The organism is Pseudoduganella ginsengisoli (assembly GCF_009720865.1).
In the GTDB taxonomy this organism is placed as follows: Bacteria; Pseudomonadota; Gammaproteobacteria; order Burkholderiales; family Burkholderiaceae_D; genus Rugamonas; species Rugamonas ginsengisoli.
Genome location: NZ_WNLA01000004.1, coordinates 194,234 through 207,959 on the forward strand (window position 1 = coordinate 194,234; position 13,726 = coordinate 207,959).

13 protein-coding genes are annotated in these 13,726 nt (G+C 61.2%); 4 read left to right on the plus strand and 9 right to left on the minus strand.

Features of this window, described 5'->3' with window-relative positions; genetic code table 11:
- Positions 1 to 3: 3 nt before the first annotated feature.
- From GM668_RS09210 to ompR, 4 genes are all read right to left on the minus strand, one after another.
- Positions 4 to 432 carry a YciI family protein gene (locus GM668_RS09210; RefSeq protein WP_155438657.1) on the minus strand — a complete coding sequence of 143 codons (429 nt, stop codon included), beginning with the start codon at positions 430 to 432 and terminating at the stop codon, positions 4 to 6.
- Positions 433 to 442: 10 nt separating this feature from the next.
- Positions 443 to 919: a VOC family protein gene (locus GM668_RS09215; protein WP_155438658.1), complete on the minus strand. Its 477-nt coding sequence runs from the start codon at positions 917 to 919 to the stop codon at positions 443 to 445.
- Positions 920 to 1,077: 158 nt separating this feature from the next.
- A complete protein-coding gene (locus GM668_RS09220; RefSeq protein WP_371868666.1) occupies positions 1,078 to 2,442 on the minus strand; it encodes an ATP-binding protein in 1,365 nt (454 codons plus the stop codon).
- A 9-nt stretch (positions 2,443 to 2,451) separates the two neighbouring features.
- Positions 2,452 to 3,210, minus strand: a complete 759-nt coding sequence (ompR, locus tag GM668_RS09225) for an osmolarity response regulator transcription factor OmpR (protein ID WP_308506817.1) — start codon at positions 3,208 to 3,210, stop codon at positions 2,452 to 2,454.
- 172 nt (positions 3,211 to 3,382) lie between these two features.
- On the opposite strand from ompR, the gene GM668_RS09230 reads away from it, so the two are divergent.
- The 3 genes from GM668_RS09230 to GM668_RS09240 all read left to right on the plus strand — a co-directional run bounded on the left by GM668_RS09230 (position 3,383) and on the right by GM668_RS09240 (position 7,806).
- Entirely contained in the window at positions 3,383 to 3,769 is a 387-nt protein-coding gene (locus GM668_RS09230) for a hypothetical protein (RefSeq protein ID WP_308506818.1), read from the plus strand.
- A 200-nt stretch (positions 3,770 to 3,969) separates the two neighbouring features.
- On the plus strand, positions 3,970 to 5,916 hold the full coding sequence (locus tag GM668_RS09235; protein ID WP_155438659.1) for a flagellar assembly protein A: 1,947 nt from the start codon (positions 3,970 to 3,972) through the stop codon (positions 5,914 to 5,916).
- Between the two features lie 3 nt (positions 5,917 to 5,919).
- Entirely contained in the window at positions 5,920 to 7,806 is a 1,887-nt protein-coding gene (locus GM668_RS09240) for a flagellar assembly protein A (RefSeq protein ID WP_371868667.1), read from the plus strand.
- Here the strand turns inward: GM668_RS09240 and GM668_RS09245 are convergent.
- Positions 7,781 to 8,833 carry an HDOD domain-containing protein gene (locus GM668_RS09245; protein WP_155438660.1) on the minus strand — a complete coding sequence of 351 codons (1,053 nt, stop codon included), beginning with the start codon at positions 8,831 to 8,833 and terminating at the stop codon, positions 7,781 to 7,783. The two genes, GM668_RS09240 and GM668_RS09245, sit on opposite strands and share 26 nt — an antisense overlap.
- A gap of 156 nt (positions 8,834 to 8,989) precedes the next feature.
- Here GM668_RS09245 and GM668_RS09250 point away from each other — a divergent pair, with 156 nt between their 5' ends.
- Entirely contained in the window at positions 8,990 to 9,490 is a 501-nt protein-coding gene (locus GM668_RS09250) for a chemotaxis protein CheW (protein WP_308506819.1), read from the plus strand.
- Between the two features lie 27 nt (positions 9,491 to 9,517).
- Here the strand turns inward: GM668_RS09250 and GM668_RS09255 are convergent, their stop codons facing one another.
- Genes GM668_RS09255 through dapE form a run of 4 tightly spaced genes read right to left on the minus strand, consistent with a single transcriptional unit; the run spans position 9,518 to position 13,723 of the window.
- Entirely contained in the window at positions 9,518 to 11,506 is a 1,989-nt protein-coding gene (locus GM668_RS09255) for an ATP-binding cassette domain-containing protein (protein ID WP_155438661.1), read from the minus strand.
- 3 nt (positions 11,507 to 11,509) lie between these two features.
- Positions 11,510 to 11,668 carry a hypothetical protein gene (locus GM668_RS09260; RefSeq protein WP_155438662.1) on the minus strand — a complete coding sequence of 53 codons (159 nt, stop codon included), beginning with the start codon at positions 11,666 to 11,668 and terminating at the stop codon, positions 11,510 to 11,512.
- A gap of 9 nt (positions 11,669 to 11,677) precedes the next feature.
- Positions 11,678 to 12,565, minus strand: a complete 888-nt coding sequence (gene prmB / locus GM668_RS09265; RefSeq protein WP_155438663.1) for a 50S ribosomal protein L3 N(5)-glutamine methyltransferase — start codon at positions 12,563 to 12,565, stop codon at positions 11,678 to 11,680.
- 24 nt (positions 12,566 to 12,589) lie between these two features.
- The gene (gene dapE, locus GM668_RS09270) at positions 12,590 to 13,723 is read right to left on the minus strand and encodes a succinyl-diaminopimelate desuccinylase (protein WP_155438664.1); all 1,134 of its coding nucleotides are present in this window, start codon (positions 13,721 to 13,723) and stop codon (positions 12,590 to 12,592) included.
- Positions 13,724 to 13,726: the final 3 nt, after the last annotated feature.

Consider the following 13,726-nt stretch of genomic DNA (forward strand, 5'->3'; position numbering starts at 1 on the left):
TATTTAAGCTGCATTGGCGGAAGCCTTGGCCATGGTGCGCGCTTCCTGTTCCCGCAATTCCGGCGTGAATTCCGCACCGAAATCGTCCGGGTCGAACACCTGGCGGATTTCAATGTCGGAATCGCTTTCCATCGGGTTGGGGCAGCGCTTGACCCATTCAATGGCTTCGTCCAGCGACTTTACCTGAATCAGCCAAAAACCGGCGATCAATTCCTTGGTTTCCGAGAAAGGACCGTCGATGACGGTGCGCTTGGTGCCGGAAAAGTGCACGCGCGCCCCTTTCGAGCTGGGGTGCAAGCCTTCGCCGGCCAGCATCACGCCCGCGTTGGCCAATTCTTCATTGTACTTGCCCATGGCGGTCAGCAATTCTTCGCTGGGCATCTTGCCTGCTTCGGATTCCGGACTGGCTTTAACGATGATCATGAAACGCATGGTGGTCTCCTTATTGGCCTGGGCAGCCCGGGGTTTGCTTCATCATTTCTTCCTGCATTTGTTCCGGCGTCATATCGCGCTTGTGCGTGGCAATCGACCACGTGTGGCCAAACGGATCCGTGACCTGGCCATAGCGGTCGCCCCAGAACATGTCGGCAGGCGGCATTTTTGCCGTGGCGCCTGCTTCGACAGCACGCTTGAACCACGCGTCCACATCGTCCACATACAAGTGCAAGACGACGGGGGAACCCTTCAATGCTTTCGGGCCCAGGCTGCCCCAGTCGGGAAAATCGTCGACCAGCATGACGACGGCATTGCCGATCTTGATTTGAGCGTGCATCAGTTTGCCGCCAGGGCCGGGCATGCGGCCCATGTCTTCCGCGCCAAATGCTTTTTTGTAAAACTCGATGGCATCCGCCGCGCCTTCACACACGAGATGCGGGGTGACAGTAGAGAAACCTGCTGGGATCGGTGCAACTTGAGTCATGACTATCTCCTGAAGTTAAGTAGCAGAGCGTGGTGATAAAGACAAGTCCGGGCGCTCATACTCACACGACGGATGGCGAAACGCCAGATCGACAAGGCAGAAAAAAAATATTTGTGGTTTTCTTGCGGTTCATGCGTTTGCTGGAAACGCACGAATGGTCACAGCGCTTTCATTGTGATCTGGAAAACCAGGCCGCCGCCATCGCGGTTTTTCACGGTCAGTTCGGCACCATGGCGCTGCAGCACACGGTCCACGATGGCCAGCCCCAGGCCGGCGCCATTGGCCTGGCTGCGCGCCGCATCGAGGCGCGTAAACGGTTTCAACAGTTGCGCAATCTGTTCATCCGGTACGCCGGCGCCATGGTCTTGCACTTCGATCATGACGCGCTTGAATGCACCCATGCCTTTGACGTCGCAGCGCATGTCGATTTCCGTCACGTCCGTGCCCGGCGTCTTGCCATAGCGGCGCGCATTTTCCACCAGGTTGTTCAATACCCGTTTCAAATCCGTGCCATTGCCCAGCACGTGCGCCCGCTCATCGATGTGCGTGGTGATTTTCACGTCCGGCAGCCGCGCGGTTTCATTTGCGGTTTCCTGCAGCAGGGCGGCAATGTCGACATTGACGAAGCTGGATGCTTCCGTCGGCTTCGCATAATCAAGGAACTGGCCAATGATGGCGTCCATTTGCGCGATATCGGACTGGATGCCGTCGCGCGCTTCCGGCGACAGGTTGGCCATTTCCACTTCCAGGCCCATGCGGGCCAGCGGCGTGCGCAAGTCGTGGGAAATCCCGGCCAGGATCACGGCGCGGTCCGATTCCACTTGCGCCAGGTCTTCCACCATCTGGTTGAAGCTGCGGTTTGCCTGCGCGATTTCCGCCGGGCCTTTTTCCGGCAGCGGGTCGGGACGGCGGCCTTCCGCCACGTCGCGCGTGGCCGACGTCAAACGCGCCAGCGGCCGGTTGATCAGGCTGGAAATGGCGGCCGCACCCAGCAGCGACAGAACGGACACGACACCGGCCCAGCCCAGCCACTGGATACCGGTCAAGCCGCGCAAGCGTTCGCGCTCCAGCATCAGCCAGTAACTGTCTTCGCCGATATTGAAGCTGACCCAGAAGCCGGGCATGCCATTGACGCTGGACGAAAAGCGCGTGTGCGGCCCCAGCTTGGCTTTCACCAGGGCTTCGATTTCCGGCATCAGCGCATTGTCGGGCGGCGGCTCCACTTCATCGTCGTCTTCCAGCGTGAAAATGCGGATGCCTTCGTTCGACACCAGTTCAAACAATAATTCGCGCCGCAATTCCGGCGCGGAGTGGGTCAGGGCCGCGTGCGTGATGGTGACGACGGATATCACCTGGGCGGAAATTTGCTGCACTTGCGGTTCGCGCTGCACCACGCTGATCATGTAGACCCAGGCCGACATTGACAGCGTCGTCAGCACGCCCAGCAGCAGGAAAGTGCGCCAAAACAGGCCACTTTTGAGGGCGGCCAGTGAAAACAGGCGGGAAAAACGGGATTGCATCATGGCCGCCCATTAGCGCGGCTGGCCCTCCGGAATGAACACGTAGCCCAGGCCCCAGACGGTCTGGATGTACAGTGGGCTCGACGGGTCCGGTTCGATCAATTTGCGCAGGCGGGAAATCTGCACGTCCAGCGAGCGGTCAAACACTTCATATTCGCGGCCGCGCGCCAGTTCCATCAGTTTTTCACGGGACAGCGGCTGGCGTGCATGGCGGGCAAACACTTTCAGCACGGAGAATTCACCGGTGGTCAGCGGCACGGTTTCACCGTTTTTCTTCAGCGTGCGCGTGCCCAGGTCCAGCACGAACTGGCCGAATTCAAACGTTTGCGGGGTTTCCGACGGTGCGCCCGGGATTTCATCCGGCTGTTTGCGGCGCAGCACGGCGCCGATGCGGGCCACCAGTTCGCGCGGATTGAACGGTTTCGGCAGGTAATCGTCCGCGCCCATTTCCAGGCCGACAATGCGGTCCACGTCTTCGCCTTTGGCGGTCAGCATGATGATCGGCGTCTGGTCGCCGGCGCCGCGCAGGCGGCGGCAAATCGACAAGCCGTCTTCGCCCGGCAGCATTAAATCCAGCACCAGCAAATCATAACGTTCACGCAGCCACAGCTTGTTCATGGCCGTCGCGTTTTCCGCTGTGAAGACGTTGAAGCCTTGTTCCGTCAGGTAGCGGCGCAGCAAATCGCGCAGGCGCACGTCGTCGTCGACCACCATGATCTTGGCCTGGTGGCCCGGGGTGGTGTTGCCTGGTTCGTTGGTATTCGTCATCATGTTCGGGAATTGTGTAAAACGTACTTGCTATGGTAACGTCATATTGGCTTCGAGCAAACGTTCGCACCAACCCATTACAAATCGTTACAAACTTTACCCTATAAGCATTACCCTGTACGGCAATTGCCCATACACTGCGAACTAAGGCAGTAGTACAGACAAAAGGACATCCATGAGCAAGCAATCCCACCATACGAACCAGGCACGGCACGAAACTGTGCGCGTGACCCCGTTCGGCCGCCGTGTCGTGGGAATCGTTCTTGCTTCCTGCACGTTGCTGGCCACGGCCGTACCCGCCCATGCCTTTGGTCCCGGCGACCGCGAACCACCCCGCCGCGAAGAGCGCGATAACCGCGACAATGCCCGCAGCGAGCGCGACCGTGACCGCGACAGCCGCGCGTTCGAACGGGGGGAAGAGCGCCGCCGCATGATGCAGGAATCCGGCAATGCGGAAATGTCGCGCCGTGTCGACCGCATGACGGCCGATGAGCGCCGCGACTTGCGCCGCCAGATCAATGAAGCGGGCCAGGAAATTTACGTCCGTCCGCAGCGCCGCTGACCACGCTCCCTCCCGCCTGATCACTATCCGCCACAGGCTACACTGCCGAGTGGCGGCATTTTCGCCATCGGCGTAGCATTGCTGCATCACTTTTCACCATTTCCCATCGGCTTGGCTTATCCGTAATATTTATTCCTTGCAAGAATGTTGCTTGCAATGGATGATATTGGCGCTGGTATTGGCCCGTCAGGAGAATATTTGTGGTAGACAAAGTAGCTGAAGCCGCCGCGACAGCTTTACCGAATGGCGTATCCTTGCGCCAGGACGGCGTTTACCTGGATGTATCGCTGCCGCCGTCGCAGCTGGCCGCGTCCGTATCGCAAATGTTTGCCGCCGGCGCTTACCTGGCAGACATTGCCTATCCCGTGTTTATCCGCGCATTGTTCCAGGTGGGGCCGCCCTTGCCTGAGGGCGCGCCTGGCGATACGTGCGTCAGGGTCGCGTCGTCGGTCCAGAAAATGGACCCGCGCCGGCGGGCCCTGTACCGGGGCTTGAAAATGGGGCGCGGACTGGCCGAGTACGTGTTCGAACCCTTGTTTTATGAAGAGCAGGAATTGCCTGATGGCACGATGATTCCAGAAACACCCGTCAAGCTGGATTTCGATGAATTCGTGGCCGACATGTGGGGCAAAGGCGTGCGCTATGGCATCGATGAGGCCGCAGTGCGCCACGGCATCAATTCGCCCAAGGGCGACCGGGTGACGGTGGCGCGCCGGCTCGATCCGGAACCGTCGGTCGATGCGCACGTGGTGGAAGTGTCGCAAGAATTGCACCGCAGCGACGCGCCCCGCACGCGCGCCGATGGCCGCGTGGATCTGGCGAGCTTCCAGAACCGCTTCCCGCAAATCCGCAAAGGCATGCGCCTGCTGCGCAAAATGCCGGGTGTGCAAGGTGCGCGGGGGCTGGAAGTCACGGGCACGGTGTTACTGTCGGCGCCGCCGGCCGACCTGGATTTCCGCCGCTGGATCGGTGAAGGCACCAGCATCGACCGGGGCGAGCAGGGCGAATACCTGATTGCCGACAAGGATGGCTTCCTCGACGTGGACGCCAAGGCAGGCACGATATCCGTGCGCGACAAGATTGTCAGCCGCGAAGGCGTCAGTGGCCGCACGACGGGCAACCTGGAACTGGCGGGCGCTTTTGAAGAATTCGGCGACGTGCAGGAATTGCGCGACGTGCATGGCAGCGACATCACCATCCGTGGCAATGTGTTCGGCAATATCCATTCCAGCGGCGGCGAGATCCTGTTGGGGGGCAATATCGTCGGCGGCAGCGCCATCAATGCCAAGGGCGACATCAAAGTCAAAGGCGTGGCGTCGAGTTCCACGCTGCACACGAAAGACGGGGAAATTGTCCTCAAGGGGCGGGCGGAGAACTGCGTCCTGATCGGCACCAAAGTCACCGTGGAAGAAGCGTCGAATTGCGATATCGTTGCCGATGAAGTGCATATCGTGCTGGCGGAAGGCTGCGCCGTGGCGGCGCGCAGCATTGATATCGACAGTGCGGGACCGCGCCGCCAGACGGAAATGCTGGTGCTGGTGCACATCCCCGACACCAGCCACCTCGACGCGCAATTGACGGAACTGGAAGGCAAGGTGGGCGCGCTGGAAGGCTACCGCGCGCAATTCCAGCGGGAAGCGGAACAAATCACGTCCGTGCCGCAAGTGCGCGCCTACATGAATTTGACAGCGCGCCTGCGCAAAGGCGAGGCAACCTTGACGCCGGAACAGGCGCCGCAGCTGAAGAAAATGGCCGCGCTGGTGGAGCCGCAACTGAAGCAGGTAGGCCAGTTGTTGCAGAAAATGAAAGCGGCCGAGTCGCAGGTGGCGGTGCGGCGCGCGCAGCTGGCGGAGCTGCGCAAGCAAAAGGACGATCTGGTGGCGCAAGCCCACTGTACAATCAAGCTGGTGTCGGGCGACGTCACGGTGCGCAGCCTGGCGCTGGCGCCGGGCGTGCCATCGCCTGCCACGGCGGCGCCCAAAGAAGTGCGCGCATTCCTGCGCGGTCCGCTGCCTGGCGCCACCCTGATATTTTCCGACAGCACCGGCTCCGTGGATTGCCACGGCATCCAGGCGCTGCAGCCGGTCCAGCCTGCGGACGAGGCGGGGCCCGATGCGGATGAGATGGACCAGGCGGAAGAGGAGTAAGCGGTGGCTGAACAAGTGAAGGCGGTTGTTACGCCCTCCGACGGCGGATTGCCATCGTCGCTGGTGCAGCGCGAGGATGGCGTGTATTTTCGCGCCGATGCCACGGCGGCAGCCAGCCAGGCCGCCGTCAATCAAGTGTTCCTTGCCAACGGCTATTTTTCCGGACTCGATTACGCTGTCTTTATCCGCGTACTGTACAACGCCGGCGCGGAATTGCCGCCGTCGCTGAAGGGCAAGGACTTGATCCGCTTTGCCGACAGCATCCTGCCATTCCATGCGCAGCGGCGCGAATTGTATAAATCCGTGCGCATCATCAATGGCGAAGCGGAATATTATTTCGAGCCGGTTTTCTTCATGGTGCCCGACATGCCGCCCACGCCGGCGCGCCTGAATTTCGATGAATTCGTCGCGGACATGTGGGTCAAGGGCATCCGTTTCGGCATTGATGCGCCGGCCGTGAAAGCCACGATCGCCAGCGGCCGCATTACGCGCCTGATCGCCGCGCGCCGCCTGAACGCCACGCCGGGCAGGGACGCCGTGGTGGTGGAAGTCGCGCAAAACATCCACCGCAGCAATGCGCCGCGCGAAATGTCCAATGGCCGCTTTGATTTGAATACGTTCCAGAACCGCTTTCCGCAAATGCCGCCCAACGTGCGGCTGTTGCGCAAGGTGCCCCGCGTGCCGGGGATCCGGGGCTATGAATTGTCCGGCATACCGCTGGAAGCGCCGCAGCCGCGCGATATTGATCTCGCCGCCATGTGCGGTCCCGGCACGGCTGTCGAAGAAGTCAATGGCGTGGAATTCCTTGTCTCGACGACGGAAGGCTTTTTATCGATCGATGGCAGCAAGCGCATTTCCATCGGCCCCAAGATCATCAGCCGCGAAGGCGTCAGCGTGCGCACCACGGGCAATTTGCAGCTGACGGGCGAATACGAGGAATTCGGCGAAGTGCAGGAACAGCGCAGCGTTGATGGCGGCAACATCACGATACATGGCGACGTGTTTGGCAACATCAATTCGCGCGGCGGCATCATCAGCCTGCGGCGCAATCTGATAGGCGGCGCCGCCATGAATGCCGATGGCGACATTGAAGTCAAAGGCGTCGCGTCAGGCGCCGTGCTGCAAACAAAGCGGGGCGTGGTGACCCTGGGGCGGGCTGAAAGCTGCATCATCACGGGCACGAAAGTCGTCATCGGCGAAGCGTCGAATTGCGAAATCATGGCTGATGAAGTGGAAATCAAGACTGCCGAAGGCTGCGCCATCGCCGCGCGCCGCATCGCCATCGGCAGCGCCGGGCCCCGCAAGCAAATTGAAATGCTGCTGTTCCCGCTGGTGCCGGATACGTCCAAGTACGACAAGAATATCGCCGAGCTGGAAGAAAAGGCGGCGCGCCATGGCGCGGCGGCTGCGAAGATCAAGGCGGAAATCGAGACGCTGACCAATGCGCCCGACGTGCGCAATTACCTGACCCTGGCTACCCGCGTGCGCAAGCAGGAAGTCGTGCTGACGCCGGAGCAGCTGGCGCTGTTCCAGAAAATGGCCGTGCAAGTGGGGCCGGCGCTGCGCGCGGTCGGCAAGCTGTCGCTGGGTGTCAAGGAAGCGCAGGCCGAACAGGCGAAGGTGCAGGAACAGGCGGCGCAAGTGCGCCAGCGCAAGCTGGCCGTGATGGGGCAGGGCGCGTGCAAGGTCGATCTGGTGACGGGCGACATGGTGGTGCGGACCATGGAATACAGCCCGGACCATGGCGCCGCGTATGATCACCCTGCCAGGGAAATCAAGGCCCGGCTGCGCGCGACCGCGCACCGTGCGGCGCCTTTATTCATGGGCAGCGCCGGCACGGTGGACTGGACCGCTACCGGCGGACTTACTGGTAGCTCCCCGACGTCTTGACGATATCCGCGTAGCTGGCTTGCACGCAGTCCGGCAAACCGGCCAGCAACCCCGCATCGTCCTTCACGGAGACCTTGCCCTGTTCGGCAAGGATTTTTACCTTGCACAGGTATTCCACCTGCGCCAGCAAGCGGCCCATGTCCGACGTGGCGGCGCCTTTGCGCACGGCCACCTGTTCCGTCAGCGCCTGGCTGACGGCATCGGGGAAGCGCCATTCTTTTGCAATGCCGGAAGAGACCAGCCGCGCCGCCGGTATCAGCCGTGCCGTGAAGGCAGTGCTGCCCAGCAGCTGGCCATCCTTCGCGCAGCGGTCCATCATGCCCGTTGACACCATCAAGCCCGCATTGAGCACCAGCCCCGCCAGGAATGCGTCGAGCGGTTCCACATTGAATTCCGGCGCCAGCTTGCGGCACGCATGGGCGCAGCGCTCGGAATGGTCCCAGATGCGCGGCGCGATGCGGCGCGTATGCGGGCCGGCATTGAAGTCGATAATGGGGCGGAACGCCACGGACGTCACCAGTTGCCTTAAACCTTCCTGGCCGATCACCAGCACGGCGTTTTGCACGCTGGTGACGGGCTGCCCGGACGCCATGGCTGAACTGTTGGCAAGGCGGATGACTTCCGCCACCATGACGACGTCGCTGGAAATCTTGCGCGCGATATCGGCGCCGGAAAAGGTTTCGCTGCGCAAGCTTTGCAGTAGTTGCGGCACAACGCCGGGCATGCGGCGCATCAAGTCCGCACCGGAATGCTGCGAGCGGGCGATGCTGTTGATGGATTCCAGCACCCTGGCTTCCGCCGCAGCGCAAGCCGGGTTGTCTTCGCGCCACGCGCCAAACAGCCAGGCGGCAAATGCCGTGTCGATCCGTTCTTTTTGCTGGTAACTGGGGGCGCTGGCCGTATCCGCTGCAGCGGGAGGCGGTGCATCGGGGAGCGCCACGGCAGGCGGCGTTTCCGCAACAGCCGCGCCGGACGGCGCGTCAGGCTGGCTTGCGCCCACGATCATGCGCTTGAGCCACTGGAACATGGACAGCCTTTCAGTTGGAGGAGGCGGGCGCCGCAACCCATTGTACCGGCTCTTTGCTCGAATGTAATCGTTCCCACGCCTAGTTGCGCGTAATCAATTTGTTGCAGCTAGGCACGGTTAGCATGGTTCCAACGCGTGACTCACTGCGAAAGGAACATGATGCACACTCCCCACACCACTTCCGCGACGTTGGCGCATGGCGCCGCCAGACCCGTGCTGCGGCAATTCCTCAGTTTCCGGCTGGGCGGACTGGAATATGCGCTGGATTACCGCAACGTGCGGGAATTGCGGCCGCTGTCCGCCATGGACCGCTTTGCCGACGATGGCGCCGTGCTGAGCGGTGTGGCCATGTCGCGCGGCGTCATCATGCCCATCGTCGATATGCGCATTGCGTTTGGCCCCCGCCCGCCGCAGCATGATCCGCAAACGGATGTCATTGTTCTGCAATTAACGAACTGCATTATGGGGATGGTAACGGATGGCGTGACGGATGTGGTGCTGCTCGATGACAAACAGATCCTGCCGATGCCGGGCATGGCGCGCGACGTGGATTATTTGCTGGGAATTGGTGAGACGGCGGCGGGGCGGCGCCTGATTGTCGTCGATATCGACAAGCTGATGGCGATCCGGCGAGGCAGGGAATTGCATGCCGCGTAACATGCGGTGACGCGGCATGGCGTGGCGTCAAGCCGCCAGCGCTTCCAATTGCTCCTGCAACTCCAGCCATTCTCCTTCCAACTGCTCCAATTCCCTGGTGCAGTAAGCCTGGTCGGTCAACATGGTTTTCAGCTTGTCCTTGTTGGCCGCTTCATAGATGTCGCTGCCGCCCAGTTCTTCATCGATACCGGCTTTCCGGGCATTGAGCTTGGCCATTTGCTCTTCCAGCCGCTTGATGCGGTTTTCAATGGGCTTGCGCTGGGCCGATAAACGCTGGCGCTGCTCCGCTTCCAGGCGCTTTTGCTCTTTGCGGTCCACGTCGGGAACAGGGGCGGCTGCTGCCGGTTTGACCGGCTGCGACTGCGGGAAGTCCGTCTTGTTGGCCTTGCCGGCCGCGGGCAAGACATCCGTGCCTTTCCCCAGCTTGGTCTGGAACAGCCAATCCTTGTAGTCGTCGAGGTCGCCGTCGAACGGTTCCAGTTTGCCGTTGGCGACAATGATGAACTGGTCGGTCGTGGCGCGCAGCAAGTGCCGGTCGTGGGATACCACCACCAGCGTGCCTTCGAACTGCGCCAGCGCTTCCGTCAGCGCTTCGCGGGTTTCCAGGTCCAGGTGGTTGGTGGGTTCGTCCAGCAGCAACAGGTTGGGGCGCTGCCACACGATCAGCGCCAGCGCCAGGCGCGCCTTTTCACCGCCGGAGAAAGGTTTGATCGGACTGGTCACCATGTCGCCCGGGAAGTTGAAGCTGCCCAGGAAATTGCGCAACTCTTGCTCGCGTACGGTCGGCGCGATTTTTTGCAAGTGCCACAGCGGCGACTCATCGTGCCGCAGCATTTCCACCTGGTGCTGCGCGAAGTAGCCAATGACGAGGCCCTTGCCCGTGACGGACGTGCCCACCAGCGGCTGCAATTCACCGGCAATGGTTTTGATCAAGGTGGACTTGCCGGCGCCATTCACACCCAGCAAACCGATACGCTGTTCGCTTTGCAGCGAGAAGTTGATGCCGCGCACAATCACCTTGTCGCCGCCATCCGTGTGGTAGCCGGCGTTGACGTCTTCCATCACCAGCAGCGGATTGGGCGCGCTGACTGGTTCACGGAATTCAAACGTGAATTCAGCGGCAGCGCGCAGCGGCGCCAGTTCTTCCATTTTCGCCAGCTGCTTCATACGGCTTTGCGCCTGGCGGGCCTTGGTGGCCTTGGCTTTGAAGCGGTCGATGAACGATTGCAGGTGCGCGCGCTGGCGCTGCTGCTTTTCAATCGCCGAGGCTTGCAGCACCATTTGCGCGGCGCGCTGGCGTTCGAAGGCCGAATAATTGCCGGAATAGCGTTTCAGGCGGCGCTCATCGATGTGCACGATGACGTTGACGATCGCATCGAGGAAATCGCGGTCGTGCGAAATGATGATCAGCGTGCCGGTATAGCGTTTCAGCCAGTCTTCCAGCCAAATGATCGCGTCCAGGTCCAGGTGGTTGGTCGGTTCGTCCAGCAGCAGCAGGTCGGAAGGGCACATCAGCGCCTGCGCCAGGTTCAGGCGCATACGCCAGCCGCCGGAGAAGCTGGCGACAGGCTGTTTCATCTGGTCCAGCGTGAAGCCCAGGCCGATCAGCAACTGTTCCGCGCGCGATTGCACCGTGTACGCGTCGGCGTCGGCCAGCGCGCTATACACTTCGCCCATGGCCAGGCCATTGTCAGCCGTTTCAGGCGCCGCTTGCAGCCGCTCCAGTTCCGCTTCCAGCTTGCGCAAGTTGACGTCGCCATCGATCGCATAATCAATTGCAGCGCGTTCCAAGGGCGGCGTTTCCTGCGCCACGTACGCCATGCGCCATTTGGCAGGAAAGTCGATGTCGCCCTGGTCGGGATGCAGTTCGCTGCGCAGCATGGCGAACAGGCTGGATTTGCCGGCGCCATTAGCGCCAATGAGACCGATTTTATCGCCCGGGTTCAGCGTGAGGTCAGCTTGTTCCAATAGCGGCTTTACTCCGCGCATCAGGCTGACTTGGTTCAGACGGATCATACGTTAGCGTGTTAGTTTGGCGTGGTCAGGCTGCATGCAGGCGCGGGGCGCATATTGGAGCTCTATGAGACCGATTTTATCGCCCGGGTTCAGCGTGAGGTCAGCCTGTTCCAGCAGCGGCTTCACGCCCCGCATCAGGCTGACATTGTTCAGACGGATCATAAGGAAGTCTTAAAGTTTCAACTGGTCGGCGGTCAGCAGGAAGACCATGTCGTCGCCGGCGCTGGTGGTCAGCCACGTCAGGCCCAGGTCGCCGAACGCCCGTTCCGCGTATTCGCGCTCGTTGCCGATTTCAACGATCAGCAAGCCATCGTCGGTCAGCAATTCCGCCGCGCCCGACACGATGCGGCGCACCAGGTCCATGCCGTCGACGCCGCCGGCCAACGCCAGTTGCGGTTCGGCCAGGTATTCCGGCGGCAGCTTGCCCATCGATGCGGAATTCACATACGGCGGATTCGTGACGATGATGTCGTACTTTTTCTTAGGCACATTCTGGTACAAGTCCGACTCGATCAGGGTGACGCGGTCTTGCAGCTCATACGTATCGACATTGCGGCGCGCCACTTCCAGCGCATCGCGCGAAATATCGACGGCATCCACGTGCGCATTCGGGAAGGCGTCCGCCATCATGATGGCCAGGCAGCCGGAACCCGTGCACAGTTCCAGCACGTTGGCCACGTCATCGGAATCGGTGACCCATGGCGAAAAGTATTGCGGGATCAGTTCCGCGATGAATGAACGCGGCACCAGTGCGCGTTCGTCCACGTAGAAGGCGTACGTGCCCAGCCATGCTTCGTTGGTGATGTAGGCGGCCGGTACGCGCTGCACGGTGCGGCGCTCAATCACGTCCAGCACGGCTTGCACTTCTTCCGGCAACAGGCGCGCATCGAGGAACGGGTCCAGTTTATCGAGCGGCAGCTTCAGTGTATGCAAAATCAGGTAGGCCGCTTCGTCGATCGCTTCCACGCTGCCATGGCCAAAGAACAGCTTGGCGGTGTTAAAGCGGGTAACGGCATAGCGCAGCAAGTCGCGCGGGGTGGTGAATAGGGTATTGGACATGGGGTTTCCTGGCCTTTCGGTTAATCAGGTCAACAGGTTTTCTAAGGTACGGCGGTAGATATTCTTCAGCGGATCGATGAATCGCAGCTCGATGTGCTCGTCGATCTTGTGGATGCTGGCGTTGGGAGGGCCGAATTCTATCACCTGGGGGCAAATCTGCGCGATGAAGCGGCCATCGGATGTGCCGCCGGTGGTCGACAATTCCGCATCGACACCGGTCTCAAGCCGGATGGCGTCCACGATGGCGGCGCTCAAGGTGCCGCGCGGCGTCAGGAACGGCAAGCCGGACAACGTCCATTGCAAATCATATTCCAGGCCATGCTTGTCCAGGATCGCGTGCACGCGGCGCTGCAAGTCTTCATGCGTGCTGGCCGTGGAAAAGCGGAAGTTGAAATCGATGACGACGTCGCCGGGAATCACGTTGTTCGCGCCCGTGCCGCCTTTGATGTTCGACATTTGCCACGACGTGGGCAGGTAGTACTCGTTACCGTGGTCCCACACTTCGGCCACCAGGTCGGCCAGCGCCGGCGCGGCCTGGTGGATCGGGTTGCGCGCCAGTTGCGGGTACGCGATGTGGCCCTGGATGCCTTTGATGGTCAGTTTGCCGGACAGCGAACCGCGGCGGCCATTTTTGATCATGTCGCCCAGCGTCTTGTCGGACGTGGGTTCGCCGACGATGCAATAGTCGAGCTTTTCACCGCGCTCCTTGAGTTGATTGCAGACGACGACGGTGCCGTCGGTGGCCGGGCCTTCTTCATCGCTGGTGATGAGGAAGGCAATCGACCCTTTGTGGTCCGGATGGGCGGCAATGAACTCTTCGCACGCGACCACCATGGCGGCAATCGAAGTTTTCATGTCGGCCGCGCCACGGCCATACAGCTTGCCATCGCGTTGCGTCGGATAAAACGGTTCCGACGACCATTGTTCGACCGGGCCGGTCGGCACCACGTCCGTATGGCCGGCAAACACCAGCACCGGGCCCTCGGCGCCACGGCGCGCCCACAAATTCGTCACGTCGCCGGACTGGATGGTTTCGCAATTAAAGCCCAGCGGTTCCAGCAAATGAATCAACTGGTCCTGGCAGCCTTTGTCTTCCGGTGTGACGGACGAGCGGCCTATGAGTTTTTCTGTCAGCGCGAGGGTACGGGAAGCGGTCATGGC